At 60.2% G+C, this 17,296-nt stretch carries 14 protein-coding genes; 4 read left to right on the forward strand and 10 right to left on the reverse strand.

Features of this window, described 5'->3' with window-relative positions; genetic code table 11:
• Positions 1-41: 41 nt before the first annotated feature.
• Together TBK1r_RS17410 and TBK1r_RS17415 are read right to left on the reverse strand one after the other, a co-directional pair.
• The gene (locus TBK1r_RS17410; protein WP_372894536.1) at positions 42-863 is read right to left on the reverse strand and encodes a hypothetical protein; all 822 of its coding nucleotides are present in this window, start codon (positions 861-863) and stop codon (positions 42-44) included.
• Between the two features lie 407 nt (positions 864-1,270).
• Complete coding sequence (locus TBK1r_RS17415; RefSeq protein ID WP_145213200.1) at positions 1,271-2,710, reverse strand: sulfatase-like hydrolase/transferase; 1,440 nt, start codon at positions 2,708-2,710, stop codon at positions 1,271-1,273.
• A 517-nt stretch (positions 2,711-3,227) separates the two neighbouring features.
• Between TBK1r_RS17415 and TBK1r_RS17420 the strand changes: the two genes are divergently transcribed.
• On the forward strand, positions 3,228-5,996 hold the full coding sequence (locus tag TBK1r_RS17420) for a DNA translocase FtsK (RefSeq protein ID WP_145213203.1): 2,769 nt from the start codon (positions 3,228-3,230) through the stop codon (positions 5,994-5,996).
• A gap of 61 nt (positions 5,997-6,057) precedes the next feature.
• Here TBK1r_RS17420 and TBK1r_RS17425 read toward each other — a convergent pair whose 3' ends face one another.
• The 4 genes from TBK1r_RS17425 to TBK1r_RS17440 all read right to left on the reverse strand — a co-directional run bounded on the left by TBK1r_RS17425 (position 6,058) and on the right by TBK1r_RS17440 (position 9,304).
• Positions 6,058-6,726 carry an ABC transporter ATP-binding protein gene (locus TBK1r_RS17425; protein WP_145222760.1) on the reverse strand — a complete coding sequence of 223 codons (669 nt, stop codon included), beginning with the start codon at positions 6,724-6,726 and terminating at the stop codon, positions 6,058-6,060.
• Positions 6,727-6,816: 90 nt separating this feature from the next.
• Positions 6,817-7,752 (reverse strand): prenyltransferase/squalene oxidase repeat-containing protein, encoded by a 936-nt coding sequence (locus TBK1r_RS17430; protein WP_145213206.1) that lies wholly within the window; start codon positions 7,750-7,752, stop codon positions 6,817-6,819.
• Positions 7,753-8,346, reverse strand: a complete 594-nt coding sequence (locus tag TBK1r_RS17435) for a thioredoxin family protein (RefSeq protein WP_145213209.1) — start codon at positions 8,344-8,346, stop codon at positions 7,753-7,755.
• A gap of 142 nt (positions 8,347-8,488) precedes the next feature.
• Positions 8,489-9,304, reverse strand: coding sequence for an enoyl-ACP reductase FabI (locus TBK1r_RS17440; protein ID WP_145213212.1), 816 nt, complete (start codon positions 9,302-9,304; stop codon positions 8,489-8,491).
• A 195-nt stretch (positions 9,305-9,499) separates the two neighbouring features.
• Here TBK1r_RS17440 and TBK1r_RS17445 point away from each other — a divergent pair, with 195 nt between their 5' ends.
• Positions 9,500-11,548 carry a sigma-54-dependent Fis family transcriptional regulator gene (locus tag TBK1r_RS17445; protein ID WP_145213215.1) on the forward strand — a complete coding sequence of 683 codons (2,049 nt, stop codon included), beginning with the start codon at positions 9,500-9,502 and terminating at the stop codon, positions 11,546-11,548.
• A gap of 194 nt (positions 11,549-11,742) precedes the next feature.
• On the opposite strand, the gene TBK1r_RS17450 is transcribed toward TBK1r_RS17445, so the two are convergent.
• The 4 genes from TBK1r_RS17450 to fae form a co-directional block, all read right to left on the reverse strand.
• Positions 11,743-12,225: a hypothetical protein gene (locus TBK1r_RS17450; RefSeq protein ID WP_145213218.1), complete on the reverse strand. Its 483-nt coding sequence runs from the start codon at positions 12,223-12,225 to the stop codon at positions 11,743-11,745.
• Positions 12,226-12,586: 361 nt separating this feature from the next.
• Complete coding sequence (gene rdgB, locus TBK1r_RS17455; protein ID WP_145213221.1) at positions 12,587-13,192, reverse strand: RdgB/HAM1 family non-canonical purine NTP pyrophosphatase; 606 nt, start codon at positions 13,190-13,192, stop codon at positions 12,587-12,589.
• 114 nt (positions 13,193-13,306) lie between these two features.
• Complete coding sequence (locus TBK1r_RS17460; protein WP_145213225.1) at positions 13,307-14,194, reverse strand: NADP-dependent methylenetetrahydromethanopterin/methylenetetrahydrofolate dehydrogenase; 888 nt, start codon at positions 14,192-14,194, stop codon at positions 13,307-13,309.
• 226 nt (positions 14,195-14,420) lie between these two features.
• Positions 14,421-14,921, reverse strand: coding sequence for a formaldehyde-activating enzyme (gene fae, locus TBK1r_RS17465; RefSeq protein ID WP_145213228.1), 501 nt, complete (start codon positions 14,919-14,921; stop codon positions 14,421-14,423).
• Positions 14,922-15,058: 137 nt separating this feature from the next.
• On the opposite strand from fae, the gene TBK1r_RS17470 reads away from it, so the two are divergent.
• Both TBK1r_RS17470 and TBK1r_RS17475 read left to right on the forward strand, forming a co-directional pair.
• Positions 15,059-16,231, forward strand: a complete 1,173-nt coding sequence (locus TBK1r_RS17470) for an ATP-grasp domain-containing protein (RefSeq protein ID WP_145213231.1) — start codon at positions 15,059-15,061, stop codon at positions 16,229-16,231.
• Positions 16,232-16,233: 2 nt separating this feature from the next.
• Positions 16,234-16,974 (forward strand): PIG-L family deacetylase, encoded by a 741-nt coding sequence (locus TBK1r_RS17475; protein ID WP_145213234.1) that lies wholly within the window; start codon positions 16,234-16,236, stop codon positions 16,972-16,974.
• The last annotated feature ends 322 nt before the right edge of the window (positions 16,975-17,296 follow it).

A 17,296-nucleotide genomic window follows, 5' to 3' on the forward strand; every position in this document is an offset into this window, starting at 1 on the left:
GAGAAGCTATCAGCTATCAGCTAACTGCTAACTGCTAACTGCTACGGCCGACGGGCGGTTCGAACGACACTGTCGATCAATTGCTCGGTCATCCGGGCGCGGTATTCCATCATGCTGTTGGGACCTTGGAACCCGACCACGGTCTCGTCCCAATTGAGTTCTTTGCTGATCATGTGACCGGCGTCCAGGTCGAACTTGATCGTGCCGTTACTGAGTTGTTGGACGACTTGGGCCCGCACGGATTGTTCTTCGATCGGCGTCAGCGGTTCACTGCGGACCGACAGCGTGGCGACGCCGGATTTCACTTTTTCCAGCGTGTAGAGTTCACGGATCTTGATCGGTTTGACCAATCCGTCTTCGGTCCGCGTCTTGATTTCTCGGGGGATTGCCCAGGAGTCGCCGATCGCGATCGGTTCATCGGGCAAGGCCAGGGACAGCGAGCCCATTCCCAGTGACGCTTTACTGCCGCCGTTGTCTTGGCGGTCGGTTTCTTGGCCGCGGGGGTTGATCGTCACAGTAGCCAGTGTTTTGCCGATCTGCTCGGCCACTTTGGAGAACACTCGGGGCGGTTCTTCGCCGGATTGGCTGGACCACCGGATCTCTTCTTTGTCGCCTTGTTGTTGGGTCATTTCGACAGAATCGACGACGTGATCGAACGTCATCTCGTCGCCGTCGACGTGCGTGACGGCCCAATGCCGCTGGCTGACGGTGTGGACCTGTGAGATTTCCTCGTCGCCTTTCAGCCGGGTCTTGGTCTTTGCCACATGCGTGACTTCGTAGCTGAGTTTTTGCCCGCCGGCCAACGAATAACGCAGCAAGTATTTGGTCGATTCATCGTCGGCGGCAAAACCGATCGACCCCAAGGTGGCGAGGGTGAATGCGATGGCGAGGCAATAACGGTCCACGGTTCCGGTCTCCTTACACTGACTCGAGTTGAAGGTGGGCCGTGAAACTCGCAGATTCGCAATCGCGGTGCAAGAGCGATTGAGAGTGGCTGTTCGGAAGCCCAGGGGGCGGGCGCCAACCGGCTGATCATCAATTGACATCAGCCGGTTCGCGCAGCGCGAGCGGCGCCCTTGGCAACGGCGGTGTTAGCGGAACGGCGCGAGCCGTCCGGTAGCAGCATCGAAGATGCGTTGACAGACCGGAGGGCTCGCGCCCTACCGCTAACAAATGACAAGACAGACCGGAGGGCTCGCGCCCGACCGCTAACAAACGACAAGGTATTGGGCCTCGCGGCGTGCCGCGAACAACCCGCTCGACCTGCAAATCAGGGGGCCAAGGGGGCCATCTGCGCGTCGAAGGCCTGCCAGCGATTGATCAGCTCTCTCAACTTATCACGCTGCATCCCGGCCAAGTCATGCTCTTCGGAGGGATCGATTTTCAGATGGTACAACTCGATCGGTTGGCCTCGTTTGGGACGCACAATTTTCCAGTCGCCGCTGCGCAACGCCTGTTTGCCGCCGGGCATTCGCCAATAAAGATGTTGACGACCGGTTGCGATCGGGTTGTCGATCCATTGAAACAGACTGACGCCATCGGCCTGGGCGTCGGCCGGCAGCCCGGCCAAATCCAGTGCCGTTGCCGCGATGTCTAGACTGATCACCGGTCGCGGTTCGGAGACGCCTTCGGGCAACCGGCCTGGGAAACTCCAGACCATCGGGATTCGGATGCCGCCCTCGTACAAGGATCCTTTTCCGCCTCGCAGCGGGGCGTTGCTGCTGGTCAGCTCGGCGGTCGGGCCGCCGTTGTCGCTAAGAAAGACGACGAGCGTGTTGCGGCGCAATCGGTGCTGGTCGATCGCTGAGGTGATCGCACCGACGCCACGATCGAGCGAAATCAACATGCCGGCAAAGATTCGGCGTTGGATGTCGGTGATTCGTCGCAAGGCCTGGCAATCGTCGAGCTTGGCCTGCATCGGGCTGTGGACGGCGTTGTAGCAGACCATCAAACAAAACGGATCATCGTGATGTCGGTCGATGAACGAAACCGCTTCCTCGGTGATCGCTTCGGTGAGATAACGCGACTCTTCGATGATTTCCGTGCCGCGCATCATCGGGTTGTCTTGGTCATAAGACGGTTCACTCATCCGGGCATAATTGCCGCGAATCAAGTTGTCGGTGCGGATCCGTTGACCGACTTCCAGACTGCTGTCGCGGATCATGGTCAACACGTTCTGGTAGGGAACACCGTCGGCGTGTGATCCCGGGACATAGAAGTGCCCTTCGTGCAGGAATCCATAAAACGAATCGAACCCTCGCTGCATCGGATGCCGCGGCGGGGTCGCTCCCAAATGCCATTTGCCGACCAGTCCGGTCCGGTAGCCCGCTTCGTTGAGTTTTTTCACGAAGGTGGTTTCGGAGGTCGGTAGCCCGGCGTCGGGAAGCAGATTTCGTTTTCCGGTCGGATTGATGTCGTATCCGAATCGGGACTGATACCGTCCGGTCAGAATGCCGGCCCGAGAGGGGCTGCAGTAGGACGACGTGACGTATCCGGCGGTGCAACGGACGCCGGCATCAGCCAGGGTGTCGATGTGGGGAGTCGGGATTTGCCGGTTGCCCATCATCCCGGTTTCGCCATAACCCAAGTCGTCGGCGACGATCACCACGATGTTCGGGCGTTCGTCGGCTCGTTGGCGTTCGTTGGCCGAGGCAACGGGGCAGACGCAGAAAGAAACAGCGAACAGCAGTGCCAGCCAACAAGGTTTCATGCTTTCATTCCCTACCGGCTGGCGACCAAGATTTGGCCGACAAACAGCCAGACGAAGGTAAAGAGGATTCCGAAGGAGGTGTGAAGCAGTTCGATGGACACTTGACGTTCTCGTGTAGATTTAGCGCTACCTGGTTGGCCTGCCACCGCTCCCTGGCTGATTCTGATTCGCCGTTTCCGGCATTCGCAACGGTTCCGTTTGTTGTTGCCCGTTGAGCATCCCGGCCGTCATGTCCGGTCACTGTACCATTGTTGCCTCTGGTGGCGGTGTGTCAGCAAAATTCGTCTCGAGTTGGCGGCAATGCGGACGATCATGTCGCTCCAATAGCAGCTAGCAAAACCTTGACGATTGCCGAACCTTGACCGCCTTGGCAAACCTTGCGGCGCGGGCAAGCTTTTTCGCTCGATCGGGTCTTTGCAGTTCCAGCAGCGGTATTCACGTCGGTTGAGTTTGACGGACGATTTTAGCCGACAAGCCTTGTTGGGAAACTGAAACTGGCCCACCTTTCGGACACTGCATGTCGGCCGACCTGATCAACGATACTCCTGCAACGCCGGACTTCGCTCGCGATGTCGGTGCAATCATGCTGATTGCGCTGACGATCCTGCTGACGATTTCATTGGTGACGCGCAACCCGGCCGATCCGCTGGAGGAACCATTTTGGCCGATCAGTTCTCTGCACCTGCCCGATGTCTTGGTTTATCCGCCGGCCGAGCAGATCACCAATGCGTGCGGCTATTGGGGCGCGTTGATCGCGTCGGCGATGATGACGTCGATGGGATTGGCGTCGGGGATCGTGGTGGCGGCGATTGGCGGGACGGCGATTGCGTTGTTGCGCCGCGGCCGGCTCAACGCCCCGGTGCTGCGTTCATTGGGCGGCACGATCATTTTGCTCGGAACGGCCACGGCTGCGGCGATGCTGCCGATCGAGAACGAAGGCATCACCATTTTTGGTGCCGGCGGAGTGTTGGGGGCGATGTCGTCGACGTGGTTGTTGGAACATTTCAACGCCAGCGGTGCGTGGATTTTGACGTTAACGCTGCTGGTGATCGGGACGCTTTTGACGACCGACTATGCGATCTTGTACGCCAGCCGACGCATCGTTGCCGGCGGCGCCCAGGTCTCGCGCCGCGGCGTGAAGCGAGCGGCGCAAGCGATCCCGCCGGCGCTACGCCCGCGCCGTAAACCGTTCCAAGAAACTCCGGCCCCCTTCGCCGCAACACCCGATGCGGAGCAGGCGGATGCGACTGTGGAGGCCACGCAGAACGTGGCGTCGGCAGAAACCGAGTCGCAAGAAGACGCCGACGGCCAATCCGAAACGCCTCGTTCGGAGCCACGGATCAAGCTCCGCGCGGGCAAGCGTCGCAAGGGGGCTGCCGAGGGCGACGCCGCCGAAGCGGACTCCGCCGTCGCCGTTTCGCCACCACCAGACGCGATCGATGAAGACGAAGCCTACGAAGAGTATGAGGAGGATGATTCCGGCTACGACGAGGTTGACCAAGATGATCCCGCGATCCGTGAAATCGAGATCGACGACGAAACCGTCTCGCTACGAGGCGACCAGCCGCACGATGTCCCGGGACCCAAGATTCGATTGCCCAAGAAAAGCAAAACCGAAGATGAATTGGACCAGCTTTACGAGGACATGGTCGAAGACGCTCCGGCGGGAAGCGAAGATTACCACTTGCCCCGAGTCGATTTGCTGGAAGCCAGCGACGACATCGACTACGACGAACAGCTGAGCGAAGTCCGCCGCAAGGCCAAGATCCTGGAAGCGACGTTTGCCGATTTCGGCTTCAACATCCGGGTCGTCGAAATCGAAACCGGCCCCGTCATCGCGCAATACGAAATCGAGTTGGAAGCCGGATTGCGATTGAGCAAGATCACCAGCTTGGCCGAAGACCTGGCGATCGGATTGCGCGTGCCCAGTGTCCGCATCGTCGCACCGATTCCCGGCAAGAACACCGTGGGGATCGAGGTGCCGAACGAAAAACGTCAAGCCGTTCGGTTGCGTGACGTGATGGAAGAGTCGGACATGCGTTCCTTGAAGATGAACATCCCGGTCTTCTTGGGCAAAGACGTTTCGGGCAATCCGATGGTCGTCGATTTGGCCAAGATGCCTCACTTGTTGATCGCCGGACGTACCGGTACCGGTAAAAGCGTTTGTCTCAACGCGATCATCACGTCGATCCTGATGACGTGTCGACCGGACGAAGTGCGGATGCTGATGATCGACCCCAAGATGGTCGAGCTGAGCGGTTATGGAAAGCTGCCACACTTGATGCACCCGGTGATCACCGACATGCGCAAGGCCGAAGCGATTTTGGCTTGGGCGGTCGAAAAGATGGAAGAACGTTACTCGTTGTTGGCCAACGCCGGGGTCCGACACATCAACAGCTTCAACGACTTGGGACGTGACGAAGTGCTGCGTCGCTTGGAGATCGATCCCGAAGACGACAACGGCAGCGTGCCGGACAAGCTGCCGTTCATCGTGATCATCGCCGACGAAATGGCTGATTTGATGATGACCGCGGGCAAGGATGTGGAGCAGCACATCATTCGGCTGGCGCAAAAAAGTCGCGCCGTCGGAATCCACCTGATCCTGGCCACGCAAAAACCGACCGTCGACGTGATCACGGGTCTGATCAAAAGTAACTTGCCGGCCCGCTTGAGCTTTCAAGTCGCCAGCAAAACCGACAGCCGGGTTGTACTGGACGAAAACGGAGCCGACAAGTTGCTCGGCAACGGCGACATGCTGTTCTTGTGGCCGGGGACGAGCACGCTGATCCGTGGCCAAGGGACGTACTTGAGCGATGAAGAGATCGACATGATCTGCGCCCATTGCAGCATGGGCGAGCAGAACTTTGTCGGCGAACTGATGAATTTGAAGGTCGCCAGCGAGGATGATTCCGACGGGCCGTCGCTCAATGAAGACCGACCGGACATCTACGACAGCGCGGTGGAGGTGATCATTCGCGAAGGCCGCGGGTCGTGTTCGCTGTTGCAACGCCACCTGGGAATCGGCTACGGCCGCGCCGCCAAGCTGATCGATTTCATGGCCGAAGACGGCATCGTCGGACAGTACAACGGCAGCAAAGCCCGCGACGTGTTGCTGACGTTGGAACAGTGGCACGAGATGCAGGGGTTGGATCCACCGGAACCCGACGACGAGTCAGAGGAACCGCGGCCAGCTTCCGCGATCGCCGCCGAAGACGACGACGAGGAAGAAGACGACGAGGAATACGAGGAGTATGAAGAAGAGGACGAAGAGGATTGGGAAGAGTGATGAAAAAGGTGTCGGTCACCTCTTTTGGTGGAATGGGTGATTTGAGCGGGCGTAGTGGGGTTTAGCTTGCGACCAGGCGGCCGTCGAGTAACTCTTGACGCTGGTCCATTGCCGCGGCTAACGCGTCGCTGTGGGTGACGCAGATCAGGATCGCGTCGTTTTCTTTTTGCAGCGTTTGCAGGACTGCGGTGACCGACTCGGCGGTGCGCCGATCCAGGTTTCCGGTCGGTTCATCGGCCAGCACCAGTGCGGGGCGCATCAACAAAGCCCGCGCGATGGCAACACGTTCCCGTTCGCCACCGGACAATTCACTCGGCAGATGGCTGGTGCGTTGAATCAGTCCCACCGCTTCGAGCAGCTCGGTCGCCCGCGCGATGTGATCGGCCGAGGCTCGGCCGACGGCGAGCGAAGGCACCAAGACGTTTTCGATCACCGACAGTTGTGGCAGCAGATGGTGGTCTTGAAAGATGAAACCGACGCGTTGGTTTCGCCAGCGCGCCAGTTGCGTGTCGTCGAGCACGAAGGGGTCTTCGCCGTCCAGTTTCACCGAGCCGTCATCGGGGCGATCGAGCGTTCCGAGAATCTGCAACAGCGTGCTCTTGCCGCTACCGCTGGGGCCGACGATCGCCATCGATTGACCGCCGGCCAGTTCCATCGAAACGTCACGAAGGACTTCGAGGGGCTCACCGGCTGTGGGGAACGACTTGGATACGTTTTCGACAGTAAGGATCGTCATGTGTCTGGAAACCGGAGGGCTGTATCGGGGGCGATCGGCGGGTAGTCTAGCAACTGCTACTGCTGGTCTCCAAACCGGTGACGATCAAACCGTCAGCGCCAAGGTTGCCAGGCCGTAGAACGTGTACTCGACGTCGGCGATGTGATCGAGTGCAAACCCGGTGAAGCCTCCGCCGTCGGCTTGCATCGATTCGGCGTAGCGTCGAACGGCTGCGACATCGACCGCATCGACGGCATCCAGATCGACCAGGGTGATCATGCCCGTGCAACTGCTGAGCAAATCGGCGAACGGAATCCGCGTGTTGGCGGTCAAGCCTCCTTCATCGGATTGCATCTCCCCCAGAAAGTCGAGGGTGGTTTCACGGTCGACGCGATCGATGGCGCCGAGTGTTTTCAACGTTCCGATCGCCGCGGCGGTGGGGTTCACCCCGGCGCGTTTGGCGGCGCGGATTTCCAAGTATCCGCCCTCGGGGTGAGCTTGTGAATCCAAGAAGTCCAGGACACGTTCGGGGTTCTGCGGTCGCCGTCCCATCAACTCCAGACAGAGCGTCGAGAGAAACGTTTGGTAGGTGCTTCCGGCGCGACCTTCGGGGCTCTTGGCGAACCCTCCGTCGTCGGTGCGGAGTGATTCCAAGAGTCCGGCCACGTTGTCGATCCAACCGTCGTGTTCACCATCGCGATCGTCGTCACCGATGACTTCCGCACCGACGGCCATTTCACAGATCGCGGCGCCGAAAATCAGCGAGATCAAATCGACGATGCTTTCACGATGATTCAGCCGGCTGCGCAAAAAGTCAGCCGCCGAGTGACCGATCTCGGGAGTCAGGGCGTCGAGGATCCAGAGTCCGCGCAACGCAAACGCGGTGTAGTAGGGATCGCTGCCGCCTTCACGTCCGGCGAACCCGCCGTCGCCGCGCTGCTGGGCGGTCAACCAAGCCGCATGCGTCTGCCGGACGGGTTCATCCAACCGCGTTGCTCCGGCGGCCAACCGAAGGGTCAGGTCCTGCAAGTAAGACAGCACTCAGCTGGCACCGGCGGCGTTGAAGTAGTCGGGCTCGTTGCCGGGCTTCCACTTGATGTTGCAACCCAACGACGCACGCTGCTGGGAGCTCGGGGCATCGCCGGCGAGTACCGCGTCGAGTGCCGCCCGCAGGTCTTCGCCCGTGACGGGAATGTCACTGCCCGGGCGCGAAGAATCTAACTGGCCACGGTAGACCAGTTTTTGATCGGCGTCGAACAGATAGAAATCGGGCGTGCAGGCCGCGGCGTATGCCTGGGCGACGCTTTGGTCGGCATCATACAAATACGGAAACGCATAGCCCCGTTCGGCCTTCTCTTTGGACATCGCTTCGGGCGAGTCGTCCGGGTACTTGTCGGCGTCGTTGCTGCTGATCGCGACGACGGCGACGTCCTTGGCCAAGTAATCGTCGCCGAGCGATTTCAGCTGATCGGCGACGTGTTTGACGTAGGGACAATGGTTGCACATGAAGATCACCAACAGTGCTTTCTTGCCCGCCAAATCCGACAGGCTGACGGTGCCGCCGTCACATTCGGGCAGCGAAAAATCGGGGGCTTGGGTGCCCAGCGGCAACATGGTGCTTGCGGTTCGAACCATGGAATCTCTTGCGGTCGAATGGAAAGAGGATAGGGAGTTTGAAGGTCAGAGCCAACGCGGCAAAAGCCTCTCGCTTGCCAACGCCCTGCGGGCGGTGAGGGCAAGCAGGATGCTCACCCCACTTTAGAACTACAACAAGGCACTAGGACTTGAGGTCATCGAGCAGACGTCCGGGGCTTCCCATGGCGTTGTACCCACCGTCGACGTGCAGGATTTCCCCGGTGATGCCTTGGCTCAAGTCGCTCAACAGGAACGCTCCGGTGCGGCCGACTTCCTGGTGGGTGATGTTTCGTCCCAACGGCGCCATTTTGTCGTACAGCTTGAGCATGTCTTCGACGCCGGCGGCGCGACCGGCCAGGGTCCGCACGGGGCCGGCCGAAAGTGCGTTGACACGGATGTCCGACGGGCCGAGGTCGTACGCGGCGTAGCGGACCGCCGCCTCCAGAGCGGCTTTGCAGATCCCCATCACGTTGTAGCCGGGGACGCATTTCTCGCCGCCGAAGTAGGTCATCGCCGCAATCGCCCCGCCCGGATTCATGATCGGCTTGGCGGCGTTGGCACAGGCCAACAGGGTGTACACGCTGACATCCATGGCCAGGGCAAACCCGGCACGGCTGGTCTCGATGGTGTCGCGGCCGAGGTCTTGGCGGTCGGCAAATGCAATCGAATGGAGGACAAAATCAATTTTCCCAAATTCTTTTGTCGTCTGTTCGAATACGCTGCGGATGTCGTCGTCTTTCTGCGCATCCATGGGTAGTAGAAAAGCTGCGTTTTCATACTTGTCGGTCAACTGGGAGACGCGTCGTCGATTTCGTTGACGATCGTCGTCCGGGCGGTCCGGCAGGTGTGTGAAACCGCACACGCCACCGGCGTTCATGATTTCTTGTGCGATCGCCCAAGCAATCGAATTTTCGTTGGCGACCCCTAAAATAAGCCCCTTCTTACCCTGAAATTGCATCTCGATTCGTATTCCTAATGAAAAGGGAAAAGTCACGCGTCACCATCGCACGCATTTTGCTGCGGGGTGGACAGGATAGCGTGAAGTAGGCGACTTCGTCTATTTGCCAACGGCGGTCCGGCGGCACTTGTCCCGATGAAATGCTACCTGGTCTGCCCCTCGACCGTCCAACATCAACGGCGAAACCTGGACTTTATGACAAATCACTCCTCTTCCACTCGTGCTCGCGAACCGATCCAGCTCCTCGACGAGATCACGTTTGCCACCGAAATCGGCCGTGCCTTGCGTGCTCAGATCAGTCGTCCCGCGTTGGTCCGGCAGCTTTTCCCTCGATTCATCGCGTTGCTGGGGCTGAATTCGGCCGGTCTGGTGACCCAGCAAAAGGGCCGTTGGCACGTCGGCGCCTGGGTCGATTCGTCCGGCGACAGCTCGAACCGGCCCGTTCCGGCCGATCTGCCGATCGATCTGATCAGCGATGCGATCGACCACGGGGGTGGCCGCACCGACGGCCGCTGGTGGGCGGTGCCCTGCCAGGTCGATGTCAACGACGGCGGTGCCATTGTTTCCTCTCCCATGGTCGGCTGCCTGATCCTGGAGTCGGAAAACGAATCGATCGACCCCGATCGTGTGGACCGGCTCTCGCAGCTGCTGGTCACGGCGATCACGCAAACCGAGCTGGATGCACGCCACCGCCATCGAATCGCCCAGTTAACCAGCGTGCTGGAGGCCGCCGCCCAGTGGCAGCAAACCCAGCTGCAGGAGTCCAGTGACGAGAACACGTTGCTGCGGCAGATCGCCGACACGGCGACGGACTTGATCGGTTGCGAGCGAGCCAGCATTTTCTTGTGGGACAAGCGTCGCAAAAAACTGATCGGACGACCTGCCCTGGGAATCGACGACCGGCCGTTGGTCGTACCGGACAACGCCGGGATCGTGGGTGAGGTGCTGGCGACCAAAGCGCCTCAAATCTGGAACGCCAGCAGCGACGACGAGGCGCGCGTCAACCGCGAGATCGATCGATCCCTGGAATTCCGCACACGGTCGTTGGTCGCAGTTCCACTGAACGGTCCGCGCGGTGAAACGATCGGCGTGTTTGAAGCGATCAATCATCTGGAAAACCACTTCGACAATTCCGATGTGCTGTTGTTGTCCGATTTGGCGACCCACGCGGCGGTGGCGATCCAGGCCCAGCGGGCGCAAAAGTCATTGACCGAATCTCGCGATCGTCTCGTCCGTGACGCGGCTCGAAGCACGCCGCTGGTCGGCGCACACCCCGCCGTCGTCGCAGTGCGCGAAAGCGGCACCAAGGTGGCCAAGACCGATTTGACGGTCATGATCCTCGGCAGCAACGGAACCGGAAAAGAAGTCGTCGCCCGACACATTCACTATGAAAGCGAGCGCAAGAACGGTCCCTTCATCGCGGTCAATTGCGCGGCGCTGGTCGAGTCTTTGTTGGAGAGTGAACTGTTCGGGCACGAGCGGGGTTCGTTTACCGATGCCAACGCAACACGCGTCGGCAAGTTCGAACTCGCCAGCGGCGGCACGCTGTTCTTGGACGAAGTCGGTGACATGAGTCCCGGAGGCCAAGCCAAGCTGTTGCGTGTGCTGGAACAGCGGGAAGTCGTCCGAGTCGGGGGCAGTGTGCCGATTCCCGTCGACGTCCGTGTGATCGCAGCGACCAATCAACCGCTGGAACAATTGATTGCCGAAAAGCGTTTCCGCGAAGACTTGTTCTTTCGATTGAACGTGGTGTCCTTGACCCTGCCGGACTTGGCAAATCGTGGACGTGACGTGTTGCTGCTGGCGGACCATTTCCTGAATCATTTCTGTTACCAGATCGGTCGCAAAGTTCCCTCGCTGTCGGATTCCGCGCAAACGGCATTGTTATCACACCATTGGCCCGGAAACGTACGCGAGCTTCGCAACACGATCGAACGGGTCTGTTATCTCTCGACCGGAGACATGATTCACGCTCCCGATCTGGAACTTCGTCAGCCGCCGATCTCAACGTCGAAAGAACACGACCGAAATCAACGGACCTATCGTGTCGATCTGCCGACGTCACTGGCCGAGTCGACACGTCTGTTCCAGATCGATCATATCCGTCAGGCGATCGACCAATGCGGCGGCAACATGACCGAGGCGGCATCGAAACTTGACCTCCATCGATCGAACCTGTATCGAAAGATGAAGCAGTTGGGCATGCGCACCGGTGACGAGGATGGCGAATTGGTCGCGGGGTGATGCAATAAAAAAACTGTCGCCCGCATGCGGGCGACAGTGACCATGATGCGATAGCGCATCGTTGGGGCCTTCTTGTTAGCGGAAGGGCGCGAGCCCTCCGGTCTTTCAAGGTGTTTTCGCGCCGAAACCGGACGGCTCGCTAAGACGTTCGCCAAAACTCCAGGTCAATGCTTCACCGCGTTGCCTTCGATGGGTTAGCGGCGGAAACGACCGAACAGTCCGCGTCGTCGCGCGGTGTATCGCGGGGTGCAGTACGTCGTTCCTTGCGAATAGCCGTACTGGGGTCGCGCGTTGTAGGATCGGTAGCCTGAATTGTAGCCCGGCGTGTAATACATGTTTCGGTTCGAGTAGACACCGTTGTTGTATCGGTACGTCCCTTGGTCGTAACGATCGAACACACCGCCACCGTCAATGACGCCGCCTCCGTCGATGATTCCGGCGCCCGGCGTTGCATCCATGATGCCGCCACCATCGATGATTCCGCCACCGTCAATCACTCCGCTTTTCGGACGCGCATCGAATACGCCGCCGCCGTCGATGACGCCGCCTCCGTCAATGATGCCAGGGCCTTGCGCGTTGCTCGTGGCACTGAAAGAGGCGAGGACCAAACCTGCGGATGCTGCATAGAGGGCCAGTTTCTTCATGATGAACTCCAAGTGGTATCGTTGATGGAACATCGAAACGATTTCGATGCGTGTGACACTGGCCGATGTCGCACAAGCGATGCCAAAGACGCGTTGTTGCCGATCAGATGATTTGAGCGGATTTGGGAAACTGGGCGAAAGCTCCGGAGAAACGCAGCCGATTACTCAGCATTTTCCGGGAGAATCGGGCCGTTTGACGGGCGATGATCGCGCGATCGAAAAATCTGGTGAGGTGTCATCAACGGCCGCCGACGTGTCCGGATTCGTTCCGAATTGGTCGTTCAGGCGCCACGCCGGTGCGCCCGATTGCTAGCAGTCCATCGAGACGAAGCACACTGCATGTGGGGGCGGTTGATGCGGCAGCGGGGCGGGGGCGTTGGCGTTATTGTTGGCGCTACTGTTGGCTGATCAGGCGTCTCAGTTTGGGCAACAGTTCACGCAGTGCCCGGGAGCGATGGCTGAGCGCCCGTTTGACGGTCAGGTCCAGTTCCGCGAACGTCTTGTGATACTCGAGGATTTCGAACAGCGGGTCATAGCCGAAGCCGCCACTTCCCGACGGTTCGGTTCGGATCACTCCGCCACAGACGCCGCCGGTGGTGATCCGCACGTTGCCGTCGGGATCGGACAAACAGACTTCACAGTGGTAGCGTGCGGTCCGTTTTTCCATCGGGACGTCCGCCAATTCACTTAGCAGTTTTGCGTTATTGGCTTCATCGTCGCCGTGTCGTCCGGCGTACCTTGCCGAGTAGACGCCGGGGGCACCGCCGAGCGCGTCGACGGCCAGACCGCTGTCTTCGGCCAACACCCAACGGCCAAGATGTTTGGCCTGTTCGGTCGCTTTGAGGGCCGCGTTTTCAGAAAACGTTTCACCGGTTTCTTCGACGTCGATCGAATCCGGGATCTCGGCGAGCGAATGCAAACTGTAGTGTTCTGCCGGCAGCATCAACCGCAACTCGATCAGCTTCTTGGCGTTGTTGGTCCCCAGGACAAGATCGAACATCAGCAAACCCTACAACAAAAGTGGCGTAAGCTTCCAGCTTGCGATTCCGAGAAGCCCCAGCTTCCAGCCAGTGCATTCATGCGACGCAAGCGTCCTGCCTCCTCCACGGAAAGACTATTGTTTTTCGACGGCTTTGGCGAGCGCGTAGATTTCGTCGGCATTGAGCACTTTGTCGTTCGATTCGAACAACGATTGAATCGCCGCGCGGTGCGTCTTCATCTTCAATCCGCCGACGCCGATCGCGCCATAGCCGACCGCGTCGGAGTCTTCGCTGATCGGTTTGGCTTTGTCCATCACCGCAATGCCACCCAATCCCGCCGGGGGCACGGCGTTGAGGTCGATGGCGACCGCCAAGTCTTTCGCTGCGATCAGATCGGATTTTTCGGCCAGTTGGATGCCGGCGGCCCCACAGGCGATCACGATGTTGGCGGGGGCAAGAATGCTGCCGACTTGATCGGGAGACCCAGATTCGGCGGCCGACAATCGATCCGCAATGTTCTCGCCGGCGTCATGGGCGACTCGGTCGCAAGCCTCTTGGGCGCGCGCCAACGACCGGCTGGTCAGCGTGACCGATGCGCCGTCGCTGGCCAGCAAGCGTGCGACCCGTTGGCCGACCGGTCCGGTGCCACCGAGGACCACGGCATGTGCTCCGGCGAGTTCCAGGTGTCGTGCGGCGGCGACGACGGCGGCCGCGGCGGTCGTGTTGCAACCGTTGGCGTCCATCATCACTGAGACGCGAACGGGTCCGAAGAACGCATCCGTCACGCATTGAAGCAGCGTTTCGGCGAGCGTGACATCGCTGCCACCGAGAAAGATGGCGGTGTTTTTGAGATCGTCGCCGCCGCGGGTGAACATCGCACCGTGGACGAGCGGTTCGATCGATGTCGCTTGGACGCCCGCATACGGAACCAGATGGTCGACGCCGGAATCGACGGCGACGACGGCATCAAACGAGCTGGCTTGGGGATCACAATCGAATTGAAACAGAATGCGTTTCGTCATGCGTTGCCCGGAGGTTAGGGGGCGGGTTTCAGAGGTCGCGTTGATCGACCAATCATGGACCGACCACTTGGAATCGCAGTCATTTGCCGGCGGTCGAGCGAACCGAACACCGCCTGATCAGCAGGCGATGTTCTGGATCACCGATAAAGAAGTCACCCTCCTTGGCAGGAGGGTCGAGCGAAGCGACGGGAGGTGGAACGGGCGAATCGCCAGTTTCGCGTCGTGCTTAGAAGTTGCCCTTGAACGGGTGCGCCGCGGAATCCTTTTGCGCGATCATTTCTTGGGCCGTCGGTTTGCCGCCCATCGCGTTGGCCAGCGATTGCTTGACCGCTTCGTAATTGAAGTTGTAGATCTTTTCGTCATCGTCGGCTTCGGGGTGAATGAACACACCGCAGACACAGACCAAGTCTTCGGCCTGATCGGCGGGGATGACGCCTTCGGCAACCGAGTCGGCGACGGCTTTGGCGACGGCCGCTTGGGCAGGGCCGAACATTTGCACGACCTGCTTGAAACCCTTCAAAGTGACCTTGGTGATCATCACAGTCGACGGTTTGACGGCCACGTTGGGCGCCAGAACGGCCAACAAGTTCGTGTGACCTTCGCTTTGCGTGGACAGGGCGTTGGCGAATGCGGTGCCGACCGGACCGTCTTTGCTGCCGATCATCAAATCGATGTGTGCGACTTCGTTGCCATCGCCCACCAGGGCCTCACCAATGTAAAACTTCATTTCAGTGACCTGTTCAAAAGAAAGTTTGGTTCGAAGACCGGTGGGGAAACACATGTCCGTTGCCCCGCATGACGCTCCGGCAATCGGACCGCTGAGCGCCTGGGGTGGGTCTGGAGTCGGGGAAAAGCTAACAAACCATGACGCCGATGCAAACACCCGGTCAAATTCAAAATTCCCAGTCGCCCCGGACGGCCGATTTTGATCGATCCCGGCGTGGTCCCGTCGTGCTGGTCGGCGCTTCGGTCCGGGCAGCGGCGGAATCGGCACGAATCGCCGGTTTTTCGCCGATCGCCGTCGATCATTACGGCGACCGTGAGACGCTGGCGGCGGCCCGACGCTGGTATCAGCTGGACGATTTCCTGGATTCCCGGGATTCGCGGCCGCTCGATCGCATCGTCCCCGAACGGGCACCGATTGCGCTCGTGGGCGGGCTTGAGCGAGGCTACGGCTGGATCGGTCCAACTCAGCGGTCGTTCTGGGGCGTTTCTCCCGAGCAGTTCTTGACCTGTGACCGCCCCGAGTTTCTGAGGGACTTGGCCGCCCGCGCGGCCGTGCGGTTGCCGGAGACACGCTGTGCGGGCGCGGCGTCCCCGGGTTGGCTGGTCAAGCGTCGCGGCAGTTCCGGCGGCCTGGGTGTGTCCTACGGCGAGGGCGTGGGAGAGATTCCCGCCGGGGCGATCTTGCAGCGGCCCGTTCGCGGCCGCGTCTGCGGGGCAAGCTTTTTCGGCTTGGGAGACCGGGCGAAGTTGCTGGGCGTGTGCCGGCTATTGAAAAAACGAATCGGGCCGTATCCGTTCGTGTTCGCCGGGGCGCTCGGTCCGATCCCCTTGAACGTCGCGCTGGTGAACGCGCTCGGTCGACTCGGCGACGCCTTCTGTTGCCTTTCGCCGCTCGTCGGTCCTTTCAACATCGACGTGGTGCTGCGACACGACACGGTCACGCTGTTGGAGGTCAACCCGCGTTGGAGTGCTTCGATGGAATTGGTCGAGCGGGCGTGGGGCGCGACGTTGAATGAGCCCTGTTCGATGTTTGACGGATCGGCGGATTGGATTCGTCGTGTGGAACAGATCGCGCTGGATCACGCCGGCGTTTTTCCGTCGGACCACACGTTTCTCAAACGCGTGCTGTTTGCGCGAACCGATCGCCGTGTGGATGCCACCGACTTTGACCGGCAGCCGAGCGACGACCGCTGGGTTTGGAAAGACGTTCCCCGCCGGCCGACCGATGTCCGGCGTCACGAGCCGCTGGCGACCTTGATCGCGCCCCTGGAACGCATGTCGCTTCAACAAGCGTTTCGCGTTATGGTTTGATCATGAAAGAACCGCAGACCGGCACCAGCCCCGAACCGTTGGATGTGATAGCCGTCGGATCACATCCCGACGACGTCGAAGTCGCGTGTGGTGGGACGTTGGCCAAGCTTGCCGCGGCGGGGCATCGGGTCGGGATCGTCGATTTGACCGATGGAGAGCCGACGCCGTACAGCGACGGTCCGGAGGCGCGGATGAAGGAAGCCGAGGCGGCAGCAAACGTACTGGGCGCGGTCGTGCGGATTCAACTGGACCTTCCCAATCGTCGTCTGTTGGATTGCTTCGAGCATCGGGTCGCATTGGCGAAAGTCTTTCGTCGCTATCGGCCTCGCATCGTGATCGGTTTTGGCGACAAGACGCCGATGGCATCGCCGGATCATTTCCAAACGATGCTGATCACCGATGCCGCCGTCTTTTACAGTCGGCTGACCAAATGGGAGGAGCACTTTGACGGGTTGCCGGTTCATCAGATCGAACGCCAGCTTTACTTTCGGCTTGCGATTGAGCCGATGACGTTGGCGGGAAATCCGTTTCACATTCTGGTCGACATCGGCGAGACGCTGGAACAGAAGATCGCATCGATGCAGTGTTACCACAGTCAATTCGCGCACAAGCACGCGATGGACGAGCGGATTCGCGCTGCGGCGGTGATGACCGGTTCGATCGCCGGCATCGCGGCCGCGGAAGCCTTCGCCGCGGCGCGGCCGTTTGCGGCCAAGGATCTGATGAGTGCCGTGGGGCTGTAGCGGTCGGTGTCGCTGCGGAGCAGCGAGCGGAAATCGCCTGAAGGCTAGACATCAACGTGCGCTGGTGTCCAGGCTTTAGCCGCCCATTTCGCTGCGGAGCAGCGAGCGGGAGTCGGCTGAAGGCTAGACACCAACACGCGCTGGTGTGCAGGCTTTAGCCGCCCATTTCGCTGCGGAGCAGCGAGTGGGAGTCGCCTGAAGGCTAGACACCAACACGCGCTGGTGTCCAGGCTTTAGCCGCCCATTTCGCTGCGGAGCAGCGAGTGGGAGTCGCCTGAAGGCTAGACACCAACACGCGCTGGTGTGCAGGCTTTAGCCGCCC

Origin of the sequence: Stieleria magnilauensis (assembly GCA_007753675.1) — a bacterium.
GTDB classification, from domain to species: Bacteria; Planctomycetota; Planctomycetia; order Pirellulales; family Pirellulaceae; genus Stieleria; species Stieleria magnilauensis.

Excerpts from the sequence above, each read along its gene's own strand:
- TBK1r_RS17415 (WP_145213200.1), bottom strand. The coding sequence starts at position 2,710 with ATGAAACCTTGTTGGCTGGCACTGCTGTTCGCTGTTTCTTTCTGCGTC.
- TBK1r_RS17420 (WP_145213203.1), top strand. The coding sequence starts at position 3,228 with ATGTCGGCCGACCTGATCAACGATACTCCTGCAACGCCGGACTTCGCT.
- TBK1r_RS17435 (WP_145213209.1), bottom strand. The coding sequence starts at position 8,346 with ATGGTTCGAACCGCAAGCACCATGTTGCCGCTGGGCACCCAAGCCCCC.
- TBK1r_RS17440 (WP_145213212.1), bottom strand. The coding sequence starts at position 9,304 with ATGCAATTTCAGGGTAAGAAGGGGCTTATTTTAGGGGTCGCCAACGAA.
- TBK1r_RS17445 (WP_145213215.1), top strand. The coding sequence starts at position 9,500 with ATGACAAATCACTCCTCTTCCACTCGTGCTCGCGAACCGATCCAGCTC.
- TBK1r_RS17450 (WP_145213218.1), bottom strand. The coding sequence starts at position 12,225 with ATGTTCCATCAACGATACCACTTGGAGTTCATCATGAAGAAACTGGCC.
- rdgB (WP_145213221.1), bottom strand. The coding sequence starts at position 13,192 with ATGTTCGATCTTGTCCTGGGGACCAACAACGCCAAGAAGCTGATCGAG.
- TBK1r_RS17460 (WP_145213225.1), bottom strand. The coding sequence starts at position 14,194 with ATGACGAAACGCATTCTGTTTCAATTCGATTGTGATCCCCAAGCCAGC.
- fae (WP_145213228.1), bottom strand. The coding sequence starts at position 14,921 with ATGAAGTTTTACATTGGTGAGGCCCTGGTGGGCGATGGCAACGAAGTC.
- TBK1r_RS17470 (WP_145213231.1), top strand. The coding sequence starts at position 15,059 with ATGACGCCGATGCAAACACCCGGTCAAATTCAAAATTCCCAGTCGCCC.
- TBK1r_RS17475 (WP_145213234.1), top strand. The coding sequence starts at position 16,234 with ATGAAAGAACCGCAGACCGGCACCAGCCCCGAACCGTTGGATGTGATA.